Annotated in this window: 17 protein-coding genes; 6 read left to right on the top strand and 11 right to left on the bottom strand. The window is 37.5% G+C overall.

The genetic code is table 11. The annotated features are described in order from the left end of the window. The first annotated feature begins 299 nt into the window (after positions 1 to 299). On the top strand, positions 300 to 632 hold the full coding sequence (locus AACV33_RS11725; protein ID WP_017022739.1) for a PBPRA1643 family SWIM/SEC-C metal-binding motif protein: 333 nt from the start codon (positions 300 to 302) through the stop codon (positions 630 to 632). A 124-nt stretch (positions 633 to 756) separates the two neighbouring features. On the opposite strand, the gene nagK is transcribed toward AACV33_RS11725, so the two are convergent. Both nagK and AACV33_RS11715 read right to left on the bottom strand, forming a co-directional pair. Then, entirely contained in the window at positions 757 to 1,665 is a 909-nt protein-coding gene (nagK, locus tag AACV33_RS11720) for an N-acetylglucosamine kinase (RefSeq protein ID WP_065610284.1), read from the bottom strand. Positions 1,666 to 1,797: 132 nt separating this feature from the next. Beyond that, positions 1,798 to 2,535 carry a tRNA-uridine aminocarboxypropyltransferase gene (locus AACV33_RS11715; protein ID WP_026469706.1) on the bottom strand — a complete coding sequence of 246 codons (738 nt, stop codon included), beginning with the start codon at positions 2,533 to 2,535 and terminating at the stop codon, positions 1,798 to 1,800. Positions 2,536 to 2,621: 86 nt separating this feature from the next. On the opposite strand from AACV33_RS11715, the gene AACV33_RS11710 reads away from it, so the two are divergent. Then, positions 2,622 to 3,425 (top strand): sterol desaturase family protein, encoded by an 804-nt coding sequence (locus AACV33_RS11710; RefSeq protein WP_065610282.1) that lies wholly within the window; start codon positions 2,622 to 2,624, stop codon positions 3,423 to 3,425. A 35-nt stretch (positions 3,426 to 3,460) separates the two neighbouring features. On the opposite strand, the gene AACV33_RS11705 is transcribed toward AACV33_RS11710, so the two are convergent. Together AACV33_RS11705 and AACV33_RS11700 are read right to left on the bottom strand one after the other, a co-directional pair. After that, entirely contained in the window at positions 3,461 to 4,180 is a 720-nt protein-coding gene (locus tag AACV33_RS11705) for a pseudouridine synthase (protein WP_244886247.1), read from the bottom strand. A 111-nt stretch (positions 4,181 to 4,291) separates the two neighbouring features. Next, the gene (locus AACV33_RS11700; RefSeq protein WP_017022744.1) at positions 4,292 to 5,884 is read right to left on the bottom strand and encodes an AbgT family transporter; all 1,593 of its coding nucleotides are present in this window, start codon (positions 5,882 to 5,884) and stop codon (positions 4,292 to 4,294) included. Positions 5,885 to 6,186: 302 nt separating this feature from the next. Here AACV33_RS11700 and AACV33_RS11695 point away from each other — a divergent pair, with 302 nt between their 5' ends. Further along, positions 6,187 to 6,675, top strand: coding sequence for a C40 family peptidase (locus tag AACV33_RS11695; protein WP_065610280.1), 489 nt, complete (start codon positions 6,187 to 6,189; stop codon positions 6,673 to 6,675). Positions 6,676 to 6,750: 75 nt separating this feature from the next. On the opposite strand, the gene AACV33_RS11690 is transcribed toward AACV33_RS11695, so the two are convergent. Then, complete coding sequence (locus tag AACV33_RS11690) at positions 6,751 to 7,086, bottom strand: DUF3802 family protein (RefSeq protein WP_012550079.1); 336 nt, start codon at positions 7,084 to 7,086, stop codon at positions 6,751 to 6,753. 244 nt (positions 7,087 to 7,330) lie between these two features. Between AACV33_RS11690 and AACV33_RS11685 the strand changes: the two genes are divergently transcribed. Next, positions 7,331 to 8,197 carry a fructosamine kinase family protein gene (locus AACV33_RS11685; protein WP_017022746.1) on the top strand — a complete coding sequence of 289 codons (867 nt, stop codon included), beginning with the start codon at positions 7,331 to 7,333 and terminating at the stop codon, positions 8,195 to 8,197. A gap of 229 nt (positions 8,198 to 8,426) precedes the next feature. After that, complete coding sequence (locus tag AACV33_RS11680; RefSeq protein ID WP_012550077.1) at positions 8,427 to 8,630, top strand: CPXCG motif-containing cysteine-rich protein; 204 nt, start codon at positions 8,427 to 8,429, stop codon at positions 8,628 to 8,630. Between the two features lie 15 nt (positions 8,631 to 8,645). Here the strand turns inward: AACV33_RS11680 and AACV33_RS11675 are convergent, their stop codons facing one another. Continuing rightward, positions 8,646 to 9,257, bottom strand: a complete 612-nt coding sequence (locus AACV33_RS11675) for a riboflavin synthase (RefSeq protein WP_017022747.1) — start codon at positions 9,255 to 9,257, stop codon at positions 8,646 to 8,648. Between the two features lie 258 nt (positions 9,258 to 9,515). Between AACV33_RS11675 and AACV33_RS11670 the strand changes: the two genes are divergently transcribed. Continuing rightward, entirely contained in the window at positions 9,516 to 10,898 is a 1,383-nt protein-coding gene (locus tag AACV33_RS11670; protein ID WP_065610277.1) for an MATE family efflux transporter, read from the top strand. A 76-nt stretch (positions 10,899 to 10,974) separates the two neighbouring features. On the opposite strand, the gene AACV33_RS11665 is transcribed toward AACV33_RS11670, so the two are convergent. The 5 genes from AACV33_RS11665 to AACV33_RS11645 form a co-directional block, all read right to left on the bottom strand. Further along, a complete protein-coding gene (locus AACV33_RS11665) occupies positions 10,975 to 11,592 on the bottom strand; it encodes a DUF2931 family protein (RefSeq protein WP_065610272.1) in 618 nt (205 codons plus the stop codon). After that, on the bottom strand, positions 11,589 to 13,391 hold the full coding sequence (locus AACV33_RS11660; protein ID WP_065610270.1) for a phospholipase effector Tle1 domain-containing protein: 1,803 nt from the start codon (positions 13,389 to 13,391) through the stop codon (positions 11,589 to 11,591). The genes AACV33_RS11665 and AACV33_RS11660 overlap by 4 nt, the downstream gene beginning before the upstream one ends. Further along, positions 13,388 to 14,188, bottom strand: coding sequence for a DUF4123 domain-containing protein (locus tag AACV33_RS11655; protein WP_065610268.1), 801 nt, complete (start codon positions 14,186 to 14,188; stop codon positions 13,388 to 13,390). Before AACV33_RS11655 ends, AACV33_RS11660 begins: the two co-directional genes overlap by 4 nt. Beyond that, on the bottom strand, positions 14,181 to 16,235 hold the full coding sequence (tssI, locus tag AACV33_RS11650; protein WP_065610265.1) for a type VI secretion system tip protein TssI/VgrG: 2,055 nt from the start codon (positions 16,233 to 16,235) through the stop codon (positions 14,181 to 14,183). The genes AACV33_RS11655 and tssI overlap by 8 nt, the downstream gene beginning before the upstream one ends. Before the next feature lie 280 nt (positions 16,236 to 16,515). Next, entirely contained in the window at positions 16,516 to 17,523 is a 1,008-nt protein-coding gene (locus AACV33_RS11645) for a hypothetical protein (protein ID WP_065610263.1), read from the bottom strand. Positions 17,524 to 17,562 lie beyond the last annotated feature (39 nt).

Below are 17,562 nucleotides of genomic sequence, written 5' to 3'. Positions count from 1 at the left end.
TAGACCCGATAACTACCGTCATCAAAATTACCTCCTAAACGCCCATTCATCTGAGCCTAGCGCAATCATGTTTTTTCTGAAAACACTTCCATTGTTCACTTATTTCACGCTGATATATTATCGAAAAGTAACGGTTGATTTACTCATCATAAAATAGCCAATAAAAACAGAATTCAAAGGCATAAACCTCCAGTTACCTTTCCAAACTCATTTTTATATTTCGTTATCACTTTATCCATCTTCTTGTTGATGGTATAAAGTGGCTAAAATACTGTGTTCAAAAATTATAAGGCTCCAAGATGTCTAAAATGTTCTTCAAAGGTCGTATCGAGACTCGTCAAAACCACGTTAAATCTGGTTTTAACACTAAGCGTGACGTTAAGTTAGGTACTGAAGAAGCACCACTGACTTTAGTTGTTCAAACAGAAGAGCGTAAAGTTGAAATTGAAGCGCAGATTACTGAGCACGATTTATTCGCAAACATCGAAGTGAATGCTGAAAAAGAAGAGAATATTCTTGAGCTTGAAGGCGTACTAAACAAGCCAAAAACAACTCGCTTTGAAAAAACACCTAACCGCAATGAAGCATGTCCTTGTGGTAGCGGTAAAAAATACAAAAAATGCTGTGCTTAATCACTATTTTAAATAGCTAAGCTAAACACAAAAAAGAGCCTCTGTTATCACTAACATGAGGCTCTTTTTTTATGTGCATTTTCTTATTACCTGTAACTATCTATCTCATCATCTAACCATTACGTTATTTGATATTCAAGAACGCGGCGCCACGAACACCACCTGAATCGCCATGTTTCGCTTTAATAATGCGAGGTACACGCGCAACCGACAACAAGTGCTTTGGTAAACGCTTTGGTAATTCATCATAAATCAGTGCAAAGTTTGATAAGCCGCCACCTAGCGCAACGACATGTGGGTCAAAGCAAGTAAATAGATTAGCAAAACAAATCGCCAATAATTCCATAAAGCGATCAACGTGTTCAACCGCATCGGCATCACCCGCTTCATTTGCTTTGATAATATCTATCGCTTTCTTTTCTTGGCCATAATAATGAGCATAAAGTAACTCAAAACCACGACCAGAAAGGTAATTATCAATACAACCTTTGTTACCACAACCACATTCAAGTAACGGTGCTTTCTCACCTAAATGAAACCATGCATCAATCGGTAAACGAGAATGGCCTAACTCTCCCGCAACGTGGCTATACCCTGAGAATACTTTGCCATCAAAGACTAAACCACCACCAAAACCAGTCCCGAGAATTAACCCAAGCACTGAGGGTGAATCTTTTAATTCTTCATCCCATGCTTCTGATAACGAAAAACAGTTCGCATCATTATCAATTTTAACTGAGCGACCAATTTTTGCTTCCAGATCTTTTCGTAAAAATTGACCTTTTGCCGCAGGGACATTACTGGTAAGTAAAGCGCCCGTTTCGGCATCTTCCATTCCTGGGATGCCTAAACCTACCTTACCTTCAACACCAAATTCCGCATCATATTTTGCGATTAAGCTGGCGATATCATTAACTAAAAGTGAGTAATCTTCAGTTTGAGTTGGAATTCGTTCTGTCGCGATACGTTCTAATTTTTCATTAAACGCACCAAATTCAATCTTTGTTCCACCCACATCAAAACCGTAGTACATAAGGTATCCTTGTCCTAAATTTATTTTAATTTTTTATGGTGTTATCTTACCTAATTTTTATAAATACAGACTGTGACCTACGCAGAATTAAGCCTAATTTAGTGTGAGATGAACCTCAAATTATCATTAGATTCAGTTATTAACTTTCAGTTCTGTACGAAATTTCATCAAACGTTTTAAGCCCATTCCTCTTTCTGCACCTTTCACTGGACGCTTACTGTAAAGATAATGCTCTCGAAATAAATCAAACCAACACTCGAGGTGCTTTGCATTCTCTTTTTCACCCAATAAATCCAATACCAAACTGGCCACTTCAGCTGTCGCTAATTGATGATCTTTCGTTGCTTTACGCATTATGTAATTAGAAAGGTGCTCACGGTTAAACGACAAGACAGGCAAATGATGTAAATACGCACTTTTACGATACATACGCCCAGCTTCACGCCAACTACCATCAAGAAGAATAAATAACGGAGTTTTCCCCTCTTCAACCACAATATCATTTCTCACTAAGCTCTTATTTTCGATTAACTCTTCAGGAAAAATAACAAAAGGTTGATAAGATTCGTCTTTCAATAGTGCTAATAATTCAGGGTTTGGTTCAGTGCGGGACCAAAGATAAGCGTGAGTATCAGGAATAACATCAGCAATCAATTTCCCCGTATTACTTGGTTTCAGCACTTCGGTATCAAACATGATTAATAAAAAGGCCGCCTTTGATGTTGCTTGCGGCTGATATTCACAAATACAATAATCTTTACGTACTTGGCAAAATTCACAACGATCCACATTTCCACCACGCGCATTAAAGGGTTTTGTGGAGCGAGCTAGTCTTTCTTTGTGTAATTGATGAACTGAGTGAATACGCATTTACAATAACCAAGCTATTTATATGGAAAAAAAAGCGCATTTTACTTACAGTGTCGGTAATAACAAGTTCTATAAGAGAATTCCTCATGGAAAATAGTTGGATTGAACAAAGTGACACTATCCGCCTTGGCTGCTTTGTCGCTGCTTTCATCCTTTTTGCTTTGGTTGAGTATAAATGGCCACGTAAAAAGTTGACTCAAAAAAAATCATTACGCTGGGTAAATAACCTTGGTTTAATCGTATTTAATAGTATTGTTCTACGCCTAGCCCTACCGCTATTAGCCATTGATGCCGCTTATATCGCACAACAAGAAAATTTTGGAATCTTTAATTACCTTGGAACCCCTTATTTTTTGACCTTTCTCCTTTCTATTTTATTGTTAGATTGGATGATCTATTGGCAGCACCGTGCTTTTCATCGTGTTCCTTCATTATGGCGCTTACATCGAATGCACCATTCTGACCAAGACATTGATTTAACGACAGGAACTCGATTTCATCCGGTAGAAATTATTTTATCCATGTTGATAAAAATTGCGGCCATCGGGATCTTAGGGATTCCAGTTGAAGCCGTCATTGTCTTTGAAATAATTTTGAATGTAAGTGCGATGTTTAATCACAGTAATCTCTATATTCCACGATGGTTAGACCGTTACATCAGAACCTTACTTATTACTCCTGATGTACACAGAGTTCACCACTCAATCCATGTCACCGAGATGAATAACAACTATGGGTTCTTTTTATCTATTTGGGATCGTATTGGAAAAACGTATTTAGTAAGACCAAGAGATGGGCACGAAGACATGAAAATAGGGATCGCTTTATTTAGAAGCGAAAAAGAGCAACGGTTAGACAAAATGTTGACTCAACCATTTAGAAAAAAATAACGTTTATTGATGAGGTGCCTTCACTGGCACCTTACTTAATGCTCAAATGAGTTAACTTCATAATCAGTTAAATAACGCCATTCACCTTCATTTACATCCAAACTGATCTCTCCAATCTGCTCTCTATGCAATAAAATTACTTTATTTCCAACAGCAGAAAACATACGTTTTACCTGATGGAACTTACCTTCAGTAATGGTCAGTAATACTTCTCTCTCTGTAATAATCTTCAATTTAGCAGGCCTTGTTAACTCTAATTCCCCTTGCAGTTGCACACCTAACTCGATCTTGGTTATTGCCTCACTGGTAATTATATGACGTAAACCAACTCGATATACTTTCTCGCATTTCTTTGATGGCGTAATAATATTGTATGACCATCGACCGTCATCGGTAATAAGCACAAGGCCAGTGGTATCTGAATCTAAACGTCCAGCAATGTGCAATTCCGAATTATTACCTTCTTTAATATAGTTGAATAAGGAGGGATAGACTTCATCGATGTTTGAACAAATCGTATTAGCAGGTTTATTCATGAGTAAGTAGCGAAAAGGACGAGCAGTCAATAAATCACCATTGAGTGTCACATGGTTGTTCTCATGCACTTGAGTCGATTCAACGGTAACAACCTCAGCATTCACTTTTACTCTTCCCTCAGCAATGCATTCAAGCCCTTCGTTTTTTGTTAACGTCGTACTTTTACAAACAAATTTATCAAGACGCATAAGGCTCACACTATAAGGACTTATTATCATCCTATTATCCTTTCTCTTTATAAATAAGCAACGATCAAAAAAGGCGATCCGAAGATCGCCTTTTTAGTTTTTTCGCTATTTATTAGAACCTAGCTTTTATTCTATTGCCTATTATGGTGTGTAGAACGTTGCAGCGCCAGGACCTACTGGTAAACCAAAGACGAATACCCATAGGTAGAACAGAATACTCCAACCAAACATAAAGCAGATTGAGTATGGAAGCATGGTCGCAATCAATGTACCAATACCTAGATTCTTCATGTAACGCGTTGCTACCGCAAGGATTAAACCAAAGTAACTCATCATTGGTGTAATGATATTCGTTGTTGAATCGCCGATACGATACGCCGCTTGAATTGTTTCAGGTGCGTAACCCACTAGCATTAACATTGGTACGAAGATAGGTGCAGTTACAGCCCACTGAGCAGAAGCCGAACCAATCATCAAGTTAATGAAACCACACATTAAGATGAACGCGAAGAACAACATAGGTCCAGTTAGGCCAACGTCTTGTAAGAAACTAGCACCACCAACCGCAATGACTTGACCAAAGTTAGTCCACTTAAAGAAAGCAACAAACTGTGCAGCAAAGAACACAAGAACAATATACATGCCCATTGAAGACATTGATGTCGCCATTGCATTGATCACATCCCTGTCGTTCTTCATTGTGCCTACGATTTTACCGTAAACAAAACCGGGAACAGCAAAGAATACAAAGATGAATGCCACAATACTTTTAAGGAATGGAGACCCTGAAACCGTACCTGTTGCTGAACGTAATACGCCATCTTCAGGAACTATCGTCCATGCAAGTAACGCACTGACAATCAGAACAGCCACACCAGCAAACTTAAGCCCTTTCTTTTCAACGGCGGTCAGTTTACCCATCTTATCATTTGATAGATCTTCTGCTGCTTCTTCATCATTGTATTTACCTAATTTCGGTTCAACAATTTTCTCAGTTACAAACGCACCCGTGATTGCAATGAAGAAAGTAGATACAAACATAAAGTACCAGTTTGCTTCAGGACCTACGGTGTACGTTGGATCAATCATTTGCGCTGCAGTTTCTGTAATACCAGAAAGCAGTGGGTCAACGGTACCGATAAGAAGGTTTGCAGAGTAACCACCAGAAACACCAGCGAATGCAGCAGCAAGACCAGCCAACGGATGACGGCCGAGTGAATGGAACAGCATCGCCGCAAGTGGGATAAGTACTACATAACCAAGCTCAGAGGCTGTATTTGAGATAATACCGGCAAATACGACGGTTACGGTAACCATTCGCTTAGAGGCACCCATGACCATGCCACGCATAGCAGCAGATAACATGCCTGAATGCTCAGCGATTGCAACACCAAGCATTGCGACAAGAACGGTACCTAACGGAGCGAAACCAACAAAGTTTTTCACTAAGTTAGTCACAATAAGTTGTAAGCCTTCTGCATTAAATAAACTGATGACATGGATCATGCCGTCAGCTGCACGCCCTTTTGCCCCTTCAGGACGAGGATCGATAACTGAGACTTCAAAATAACCAGCGATGCCAGAAAGAACGAGAATTGCCACACAAAAGATTGCAAAAAGAGTGATTGGGTGTGGTAAAAGGTTTCCTAAATACTCAACAGAATCAAGAAAACGAGTGAACAACGGCCTTTTTGGCTGTTGTTGGTTTTGTTGTTGCGATGCAGACGAACTCATCTGTAACTCCTTGTTTTAATCTTACTGATTTAATTTAATCACCTCATTTCTATCAAAACGACTAAAATGTAAGTGTTTGGTTAAAAGTAAGTACATCCAAAATTCAAACAAAGGTTACTCGATTGTAAAATGTATTAAAAGTGTAAAATGTCACAAGATATTTCAAATGCAGGTGTTATGACTATTAAACGAACAAAAAGCAGTTATACCAATTAACCATTACAACATCTTATTCACAATCACTTGATGTCTTCAACGTTATTTCTATGCAATAATAGAGAAAACGCATTAGGATTTTTATCATGACTCGCAATATCTCTTTAATTTTTGGCTTTATCCTATTAAGTAGCATCGCAGGCTGTAGCTCTACACCACCACCCCAACAATTATCGAAACAAGATATTGAAGTTAAATACCCACAGTTGAAGCAATCCGATGGCTATCAAGATTATTTTCGAGAATGGCAAGGCGTCCCTTATAAATATGGTGGAATAAGTAAAAATGGCGTGGATTGTTCAGCTTTTACTCAAGACGCACTTCAAACATTACATCAATTATCTTTACCTAGAACGACTGAGTATCAAATATCAACGGGGCAGAAAATTGCGCTAGCAAATGCAAAGAAAGGCGATCTTATTTTCTTTAAAACGGGAATAAAAGTAAGACATGTAGGTGTGTATATTGGAAACCGTGAATTCATGCATGCTTCAACATCAAAAGGCGTCATTATCTCAAGTCTTGATAATCCATATTGGAAAAAAGCGTATTGGCAAGTAAGGCGAGTGTTGTAATTTTCATAAAAAAGCTAAGAAAAAATAGATAAGCATTTACCTTAATTCTCTTAGCTTCATTAATTTATTGTCTAATTATTTAAAAGCACTATCAAAAAGATTTTTAATTAAGCCAATATAATCATCTAAAAACATAACTTGTTCGTTCGTTGCTTTTTGAACCCAAGCACTTGCAAGTACTTCACCTAAATCCGCCACAACTGCATCGGCTTCACGCATTAACGTAAAACGAACATCAGGATCTAACTCTGGATTCTGTTGGAATACCGCCATAAGATTAGAAGCAACAAGATCAGTCACAATATCTTCTACTGTTTCTTCGCCTGTATCCCCTTGCTGATTAGCAAAAATTGCTAGATGCTCGGTCAAGTATTCAATTAGCGCATGGTACCCATCTGAATTAATAACCATAATCTGCCCATTTTTTATAATAGTAAGTGTTCATTGTCATAATATACCCATTAAATTGGGCACTGATGGTTAATTTATCAAATTCGAGAATAATGCTCAACCCTTACCTTTCAACCTTGACTTTTCAATTACTTCAATAACTTATTTAGATTAAATATTTAACGCTTTTAGCTGTACTTCACAGATATTTATCAAAAATACACTATGATTAATGAAGATATTTTTAGACACAAGAGAGGCAATTATGTGGCAAGCAATCGCTCAACAAATCTCTGACGTGACAAAACGCCCTTTTACCATCTCAGATCGTGAAACCATTAATGGTGGCGAGATAAATGACTGCTATATGATCAGTAATGGATCTGAACGTTATTTTGTAAAAGTAAATGATCGGGCTGAGCTTCCTATCTTTGAAACTGAAGTGGAAAGTTTGACTCAACTCGATAAATCAGATCATATTTTTGTTCCAAAACCTATTCATATCGGAGTAACTAAAACTCACTCTTTTCTTGTTCTAAATTATCTTCCAACCAAAGTCATGGATAAAAAGGCCTCTTATGACTTAGGCATTAGTCTTGCCCACCACCATTTGTGGGGCGACCAATTAGAATACGGTTTTGACGGCGATAACTATCTTGGTAGTGTATTACAAGTAAATACATGGCATCGAAGATGGGACTGTTTCTTTGCGGAGCAACGCATTGGTTGGCAACTTCAACTATTGCATGAAAAAGGGATGTTTTTAGGAGATATCGACACCCTTGTTAATAATTCAAAGAAAATCCTGCACAATCATAATCCTAAACCCTCATTACTGCATGGCGATTTCTGGCATGGTAATGTGTCACTCAGTGTTAAAGGTCCGATAGTTTATGATCCAGCTTGCTACTGGGGAGATCCTGAATGCGATCTTGCAATGGCAACACTATTTGGTGGTTTTCAAGACAGTTTTTTTGAAGGTTACCTGTCTATCCGTGACATTGAGGAAGGGTTTGAAACTCGTCAAAACCTTTATAATCTTTATCACGTACTCAACCACTGTAATATGTTCGGTGGTGAATATTTAAACCATGCTCAACAATTGATCGATAAACTAAACCTAACCCATTGAGCAGCTAAATATTAAAAACAGTTTGAGGTGATCTTTATCACCTCATTTTTTATATCTTATTTATCAAGCCTTTAAAAAATAAGCCCTAAGTCAACCTTTCCACTTAATTCACTGCAAAAACCAACTCTTTTTTCTATTATTGACTAGTCACATTGTTGCAGACTTTTCTAACAATATGATGCGCCAAGAACCTCGGCGGTAATTGCAGTACAATTAGAAGGAGTTTATTTTGAATAATTACATTACGAAAAATATAGAATGCCCAAATTGTCAGCACTCTATTGATATGGTAATCGGTCAAAATCAACGTAGTCAGCAGGTGTATGATGATTGCCCATCTTGCCATCGTGCTATTGAAATGAAAATGACCGTTAACCCGCATAACAGTACGATAAACTTATCGATAGACAGTAATGAAGATGGGCTGTTTTAATTCATTATGATCAAATTAATTATTTTGGTTCGCTAATACTCGCTCAATCGTATCGACAATAGCTTGGGTTTGCGGATCAATTTCTAAATTAATTTTATCACCCACAATACGCTCACTTAAATTCGTTCTCTCTAGAGTTTCAGGGATAAGATTCACGTTAAATCCCTTTGCATCAACGTCACCAATCGTAAGACTAATTCCATCGACGCCAACATACCCTTTATGTAACACATATTTGAGCCATGTAGGGGGAACATCAAACCAAATTTTACAGTTCGCGGAGGTTTTAATCACTTCCCTTACGATCATAATATCAACAATATGACCTGACATTGAATGACCACCAATCTCATCACCAAACCGAGCGGCACGCTCAATATTGACTCGTTGCCCAATACTTAAGAAACCAAGGTTCGTTAAACGTAACGTTTCTTCAATCAAATCAAACCAGACTTTGTTGCCATCAATTTTAGTCACCGTCAAACAGCACCCGTTATGAGCAACAGAAGCCCCTATTTCTAATTCATGATTGTAAGGTTCAAGAATTTCAACAATATGAGTCTGAAAGTTCTCTTTTTTAATGATATCAATAACCTTTGCCGTCGTTGCTACAATCCCAGTAAACATCAGTCTCTCCAATCAATTTGATACTAAAAATTCAAGAGCATTATTTAACTCTCTCTATTTTTAAAAATATCACAATACGTTGAATATTTCATTTTGTGAAGTTGTACTTACTCTATATACTGTCGGATTCTGCTTACCTTTGACAGACTCCTGTTTAAAGCACTCAATCAGACCCTTATATCTCTTTTTATTCGATCTCATGATCGGCTCTAAAAGTCATCGCTATAACCTTTACACATTAATATCCACGGTGAATCAGTGCACAGATACCAAAAAGAAATCGTTCGCTTAATCAAGCTATCTACCCCTGTTCTAATTGCGAGTGTTGCTCAAACAGGCATGGGGTTTGTCGATACAGTAATGGCAGGTGGCGTAAGTGCTACCGACATGGCAGCCGTTGCGATTGCAGCCAGTGTTTGGCTGCCTGCTATATTATTTGGTGTTGGTTTACTAATGGCACTTGTGCCTGTTGTTGCTCAACTGAATGGTTCAGGAAAATCGAAAAAAATTCCTTTTGAGATCCATCAAGGCATTTATTTAGCCCTACTGATCTCTATTCCTATTATGGTTATCCTTTACAACGCCGGACATATCATTGCATTAATGAATGTTGAGCCTGAGTTATATGAAAAAACTAAAGGTTACCTACACGCCGTATTGTGGGCTGCACCTGCGTTTTTATTATTCCAAGCATTACGCAGTTTCTGCGAAGGTTTGTCATTAACGATACCAGCAATGGTCATTGGTTTTATTGGTCTTGCCGCTAACATCCCTCTAAACTGGATGTTTGTATATGGCAAGCTTGGTGCCCCTGCCCTAGGTGGTGTTGGTTGTGGTGTTGCAACCGCTATTGTCTACTGGCTGATGTTTGTTGCGATGATCATTTATACGTTTGTGGCGCCAAAGCTACGCCGCGTAAACTTATATGAAAACTGGAACAAACCACAACTAAAAGAAATCTATCGCTTATTTAAACTGGGGCTTCCTGTTGCCTTGTCTATTTTCTTTGAAGTAACCTTATTTGCAGCGGTTGCTCTATTGGTTTCCCCATTAGGCTCTACCGTTGTTGCTGCCCATCAGGTGGCGATTAACTTCTCTTCATTGATCTTTATGGTGCCAATGAGCATTGCGATTGCGGTAAGTATTCGCGTAGGTCAAAAATTAGGTGAAAATGATCTTGAAGGAGCACGAATTGCAAGCTATTGCGGTTTGGCTTTTGGTCTATTAATGGCATTTTGTACCGCTATTTTAACCGTACTTTTTCGCGAATCTATTGCTTATTTATACACAGACAACGTCGAAGTAGTACATCTCGCGGTAAGCTTAATGTTATTGGCTGCGGTTTACCAATGTACTGATGCAGTGCAAGTTGTTGCTGCTGGTGCATTGCGTGGCTATAAAGACATGACAGCAATCTTTAAGCGTACGTTTATCTCTTATTGGATTGTCGGTTTACCTGCGGGATACATTCTAGGCATGACGGATTGGATCGTTGAGCCTATGGGTGTTTACGGTTTCTGGATTGGCTTTATTGGTGGTTTAAGTACCGCTGCTATCCTATTAAGCTTACGTTTACGTTGGCTACAGAAAAACCCACAACACATCAATATGGAAGTCGATGAATTGCAAGTAATGCATTAATCCCATATTCAAAATAAAAATCCCCAAAGAGTACTGCTCCTTGGGGATTTTTATATGTGAAGATCTATGTTTATACCTACCAAATACCAACGGGGACGCCATGCTCATCAACATACGCTTGTGCTTCTTCGCTTAATTCTGGATATATAAAATCATCGGATACTTCCTCTTCGACCGCTTGCACTTTAAATTGCAGTTCATTTTTAAAGCACGTGCCATTTAGAAAGACAGAAATCATTCCATCAGGAGCTAAGCCTAATAATATATTATCTTTATATGGATATAGACCATTATTGAATCCACACCTCATATCATGGTATTCGCTCATTTTCTTTCGTATTTCTTCTGATACTCGAACGCTTTTATTGTACGTTTTTTTATTAGATAAAGAGTGCCATCGAATATAAAATAAACCGGGTAATTCAGTACTTTTAATTGAATAGCCTGAATGAAAACGATCTAATCCCTCCCAATTAAGAGGATCTAACGATTCCATCGTCGCCTTGCCAATCATACCTTTCCATCCACCCGCCTTCTTCTCTCCAACAATTAGTAATGTATCCCCTCTCACCGTATAATATTTTGGTGACATGGTCGATATTGTCCATTCATCTAATTGCTTTGAGCTCTCAAATAGAGAGTTTCCACAACCAGATAAAAATAAACAAAAAACACTGAATATAATCTTAATCAAAATGGATATCCTTCTTGCTTTTTATGTGGCCACACTTTACGTTCTCGCTCACCGTTATTATTTATTCTAGGCTTCATCGTGTAAAGTCCTGTATCTAATGCCCAATGATCGGAACAATGAACATACTGTTTTAAGATAGAAGAAGATAATGATGTCGGTATATTGTTAATTACTGAAAGCCCTGATAACTCTGTTGACTGATTAGAGATTGACTCATAGTAATAATATAATTTCTGTAAGTTACCATCCAATACTAACGTATCAACTGAAAACGGAACATTATATTCAAGTCCTATTTTATGCATGAATTTAAAAGCTAATAATTGTAGATTAGGTGAAATTTCACGCTTCATTGATAATATAGCTTTATATTTATAATGGTTACTTGTCATTACTATTTTAGTTATATTATTTTCTGAGAAATTATTTGAGGATAATACGTAAGATAAAAACTCTTTTTTTGCATCGTCAATACGTTGTTCTGCTATTTGTCTAAAATGCGCCACTGAAAATTGATCGTTTCGACTGTAAGTTTGGATATAAGGCTTCATGATCAATACATCATCATTCAGATCTCTATAACCCCCGCCAATATCAGAATGTACGCCTAACAAAGCAAATTCTTGATGCTCTGGCGCCACAGAATTTAAAGCAAAGTTATCTCTACATTCATGATGCGCCGTAATTTGTATCACTTTATTAGCTATATTTTTAGGCAGATATAAATTAACGCCATGATTGTATTCATCCGTCGTATCTAGTAAATCTCGCATACAACCAATCGCTGCAACCGTATCAAATAAACCAATAAAATTAATACTAACCTTAGAAGATTCATTTAATTGTAATTTTTCATGTATTAAACCATTATTTTTTTTATGTATCTCATTGGCAAAATGTCTCGCGGTAGCTGCACCACGACTAAAACCAAAAAGATCAAAAACTATATGTATTAAATTACTGTCTAAATCTTTTTCTATAAATAGTTTTACTAATTTGTCACTAGCAAGATTAGATATAGCGATCACACCTAAATCACCAATCCCTAACCCCATATCAGGAAAACGATCATCCTCTTCTTGTGCGTTGGTTCCTACACCTTCCATATATATACGATAGCTTTTACCTGATTCAAATTTATACTCATTAAATAAACGACCTATATTCGTAATCGAATTATCGTAACTTCCTCGCGCTTTCTTTGAATATTCATTTAGATCTGCACAAATATCTTCGTTTTCATCAGGTACAAAACCTTGATCGGCACATTGAGCGCCAAAATCAGCATTAAAAGAGTTGTTTCCTGTTCCATCAAAAAATACCCCAAAACGTATTTCTTGTTTTGTGAAATCTTGAATCTCAATGACGTAACTTTCATTATGAAAAAAAGAAACATTACCTAAGTACCCTTTGTCATGCTCTTTAGGCAATTGATACTCAGGTCCTTTACCCCATAAATCGCCTAAGGTGACATGCTTATATTCTTTAACAGTGTCTTTTTCTCGGCCACCAAGCTCACCTCTAGAAGAATCAATCACAGAAGACACTTCTGATTTATTTCGCATTGCGCGGTTTTCGACAAGATCAATCAACGCTTGAGCTTCCATACTTATTTTAACCAAACCACTCGCAATGTTTTCAATCACATTAATACCGGCTTTTAATCTAACGGTTTGGACCCCACCAACTGCATCTTCAATCGTAATTTCAATGCCTTTATAAGACTTATTATTCTCATCTCGAAAATCAAGTTCAATCCAATGGTTTTCTTTTTCACAAGGAACACAACGATCACTCATGCTCGAATTCCTTTTCTCACTTCATCTTTCATTATTTTATTTTCAATTTGTTGTATAAGATCTATTTGTTTGTCATCTAAATACCACGCATCAAAAACAAATGTATCTTTCCAGTCAGTATCATGAGCGAGTTGGTTAATCGCGTAGGCTTCTAACTCTTCATTCTGAAGATCATAAGCTCTTCCTAACTCCAAATACTTAATAATGCTCGTTTGAAAGTCAGAATATGAATAATGGATTTTTTTCATTAATTCAGGTAATCGCTGCCATGCTTGACGTTCAAGCGCCCAAGCGTGCTTTTTAATGCAATAAGAGAAATGATGATCTTCTATTTTCCACCACGGCTCTGCCTGAACAAGTACACTCGTATCCTCATTTTTATAAATCAGTTCATTATTGCCTACAGAGATAAGAATAAGAGAGATAGCACTACCAAGAAATGTTGATAGTTCTTCTGTACTGAATGTCTTTAGCATTGGTTCTAAAACAACCCTATCGTAATAGCGAAACAACGTAATCTCGCCATCAAGACCCGCAAGGGTAAGGCTCTTCCAATGCTCAATTTGAGTTTCAATATCATCATTATACTGGATAAGAAAACCGGACGGATTCTCATTAAAGTAAGCTAAGAATTCAGTTGTTGGATTAGGCAATAACCATGGGCCAACATCTTTCAGAGCAGAAAAGTCACTGTTTGAGTAAAGTGAATACGCATCACTTCCTCCAAAATGATAAAAACGTTCAATGACACTTTTATCTTCAAGAGGATTAACAATTAGATAGCGGTGTTCATGCATCGTTCAGTTCCTTATTGCATGGCTTTATTGCAATAAAATGCAGTTTTTGTCCATTAATTAGCGAGTTTATCGATGCCTTCATAGGTAATAATCCTACTTTTTCTAACGTTTTATTTAAAGGTAACATCGCCGTAGCGCCTTCATTACCACTACCCCGGCCCGCACTTCCACCAGAATTAAGATTTATCTTAGAACCCATTAAATGAACACCTGCAGGATCAATTTTCACTACGCTTCCCCCTGCTTTTAAAGTGACTTCAGCCCCTGCTTCTAGAATGATTTTTTGCCCCGAATTTAAGTGCAATTCGGACCCTATTTTCATCATCTGCTTACCACCAATCTTAGAATGTAGACTGCTATTAACTTCATAATGGACATCACCTTTAACGGTTTCAAACTGACTTTCATTTACTGTGGTGTTTTTGTTTTTCTTTATCTCTTGGAGTTGATTGTTATGAACAAACTTATGCTCATTATTAAATACCTCAACAACTCGATCATTGTTAATGTGTGTATCTAAATCCCTACCTGCGTGAATATAGACTTGTTCGTTGTCTTTTTTATCTTCAAAACGAAATTCATTAAACGTTTCTCCTCCTACCGAACTTGAAGTTTTAAATGTACTTCGTGTTTTATGTTCAGGAAGTGCATACGGAAGCTTATTATCTCCGTTATAAAGTGCCCCTGTAATAATAGGCTTATCTGGATCTCCATGAATAAAACTGACGATCACCTCGTGCCCTATGCGTGGCAGCACAAATTGGCCATATTGATTACCAGCCCAACCTTGTGACGTGCGTAACCAACAGCTGGTTGTTTCATCACCTTGTCCATTTCTATCCCAATAAAACTGAACTTTCACTCGCCCAAACTCATCACAATAAATTTCTTCGTTACTTGGCCCCGTCACTATCGCCGTATCGGTACTACTAATAAGAGGTTTTGTTTTTGGTTCTAACTTAAAAGGCAAAGTCCAAGGTAAACAGCGAAATGTAGCAACATAATTCGAAACTCCATCAGCAAGTTCTTCTAATACTTGAGGTTGTTTTCCTTGATGGCTGACTTCAGTTAAGAGCCATGTATTATTAAACTCAGGATTAGAATGGCCTACGATTGGTTGAAAATAGCCCGCAGTTAACTGTGCACAATCACTTTCACCAATCAGCTCCAGATTACTTGCTCTATGTTGCTTTAAATGCAATGAGGCGTGTTTAATCGCAAGATCTGAAGATGATTGATTGGCAGGATACACATATTGCGTCAATGGCTTTTCCGAGGTTTGATCCTCTTTATCTTCAATTGTAGACTCACCAAAAGAATGAGTACTCGGTGTTTGAAAATTAAATTCTCGAACCGATACCTTGCCGACGCTTACTTGTTGCTTTCTAATTAATGAAGTAATGGTATTGCCTTCCTTTGCCATTCCATTATCACTGGCCACACATAATGACGCTAACTCAGTATGTGCTTCTGAGCCATCAGCAATAATTAACCGACTCCCTTCTTCTTTATGCTCAAAATAAGAAACCAATCCTTCTTCTGACATCAATCGCTGAATAAAGTAAAAATCACTTTCACCATATTGAACGCAATACTCACGAGGCTCATGCGCATTAAATAACTCAATCTCAAAATGATGACTTAAGATCCCTGCTTGTTGATATATCTCAGTAATGATCTCGGGAACCGTTTTGTGTTGAAATATTTGATAATTGGTTCGATAGTTCAAAAGCGAAAATATAGGAATAAGAGTTAATCGATAAGTACTGTAACGAAAAGAGGTGCTCAATTGCTCTATAGACTCCACGACTCCATGAACATAGCGGGGGGATAAATTAAAGTCTTTAGAATTATGATGATGCAATACAAGTCGCGCAGGAAGTTGAAGCCATTCACCAAGATTAAGCTCTGGATCTTCACATATAAACGTAATCTCAAACTCATAAGAGTCACCTAGTTTCTCTTTCCCTGAAAACTCATAGACTTGTAATGGTATCTTAATAGTGGCAACGTCGAGTTCAAATTGTGCTTGATTAGCGTCCTGCATAACTATCCTTAGGTTTCATCCTGAAACTGACAATAGCATCATTAAGCCATTGAAATTATTGATGTAAGGATAATAATTAACTTAAATATTTTCGCTATTTAAATTGAACAAAATGCGACCAATCACACGCCAACGCTTGAAAATCAATCAAACTAAAATTCATGCCAAAAAGTAATAACCTGAGAGCTAAATGCACTGTATTTATCGTTATACAAAAAAGCCCAAATTCAATAATTTGGGCTTTTTGCTAAAAATCAAAGAACGAAATATAAAATGGGATTTACTTTCGCTTCTCTTTCAACTGCTTAATCACATACTCAGGAGCAACCTTCGATAACGCTTCTAAACACTCATCGCCTTTCTCATTGCCATAACGAATATAGATATCACATAACGCATAAAGTTGCTCTGGTGATCCTGAAATCAGGTACGCTTTTTCAAACGATTTTGTTGCCACAGATAAATCAATATCTTCATGCAACACACCATTTAAATACCAATAATAGCTATTGTTTTCAGCCAATGTTGTTGCCATTTTTATTGACTTAGCGGCATTGTTTTTTTGATTCAAACGCACTTGGGTTAATGCCTTTGAGTAGTATAAGCTTGCTTCTTTTGGTAATTCTTTGATCCCTTTATCTAAAATAATTAACGCTTCAGCATCTTGACTTTGAGCTCGATAATTATCCGATAAGTTAAGCCAAACTTGACTGTTTTTAGGTTCGTTTTTTACTAAAGTTTGATAAATAACGTCTGCATTAGCCCACTCTCCATGCCAACGATATATATCCGCTAATAACAGCTGAGAATTAGAATCGGATTGTGTCTTTAAGTACGTTACCAGTGCTTTATATGGCGCTTCAATTTGTTTTTTCTGCTCTGTATTCATAGAACTGTAATCACGAAGTAAATTCGCAGTCGCAGCCATACGAACACTCGCTTCAGGATCATCCAAAACAGGAGAAAGCATACGCCAGCGATGTTCAAATTGGTATAGATCAGAACCCACTATCGCCGCCTCTCGAATGACAGGGCTAGATTCTTTTAACCCTCTGGCGACGGCAACCAAACTATTTTGATTTGGGTAACGCGCAAGTTGACGTAACGCATCCGCTCTTTTTTCAATGCTTTCATTTTTATTTTGAGCGGTATACGCCAATTGTTGCTCAGGTGTCATACGTTGTGTTTGGTTTGTCGGTACCGCACCTGTTGCGGCATGAGATGGGATTGAAAACCCAAATAAACTGACGAGTCCTATCGCTGCGTATTTTTTAACGGCATTATTCACTGATTACTCTCCACACTTTTATTCTTATTTTCTACTCTT

The organism is Aliivibrio sp. SR45-2, assembly GCF_963890165.1.
Classification (GTDB): Bacteria; Pseudomonadota; Gammaproteobacteria; order Enterobacterales; family Vibrionaceae; genus Aliivibrio; species Aliivibrio salmonicida.
The sequence above is the reverse complement of the archived record's forward strand: the minus strand, read 5'-3'. Positions and strand labels throughout refer to the sequence as shown.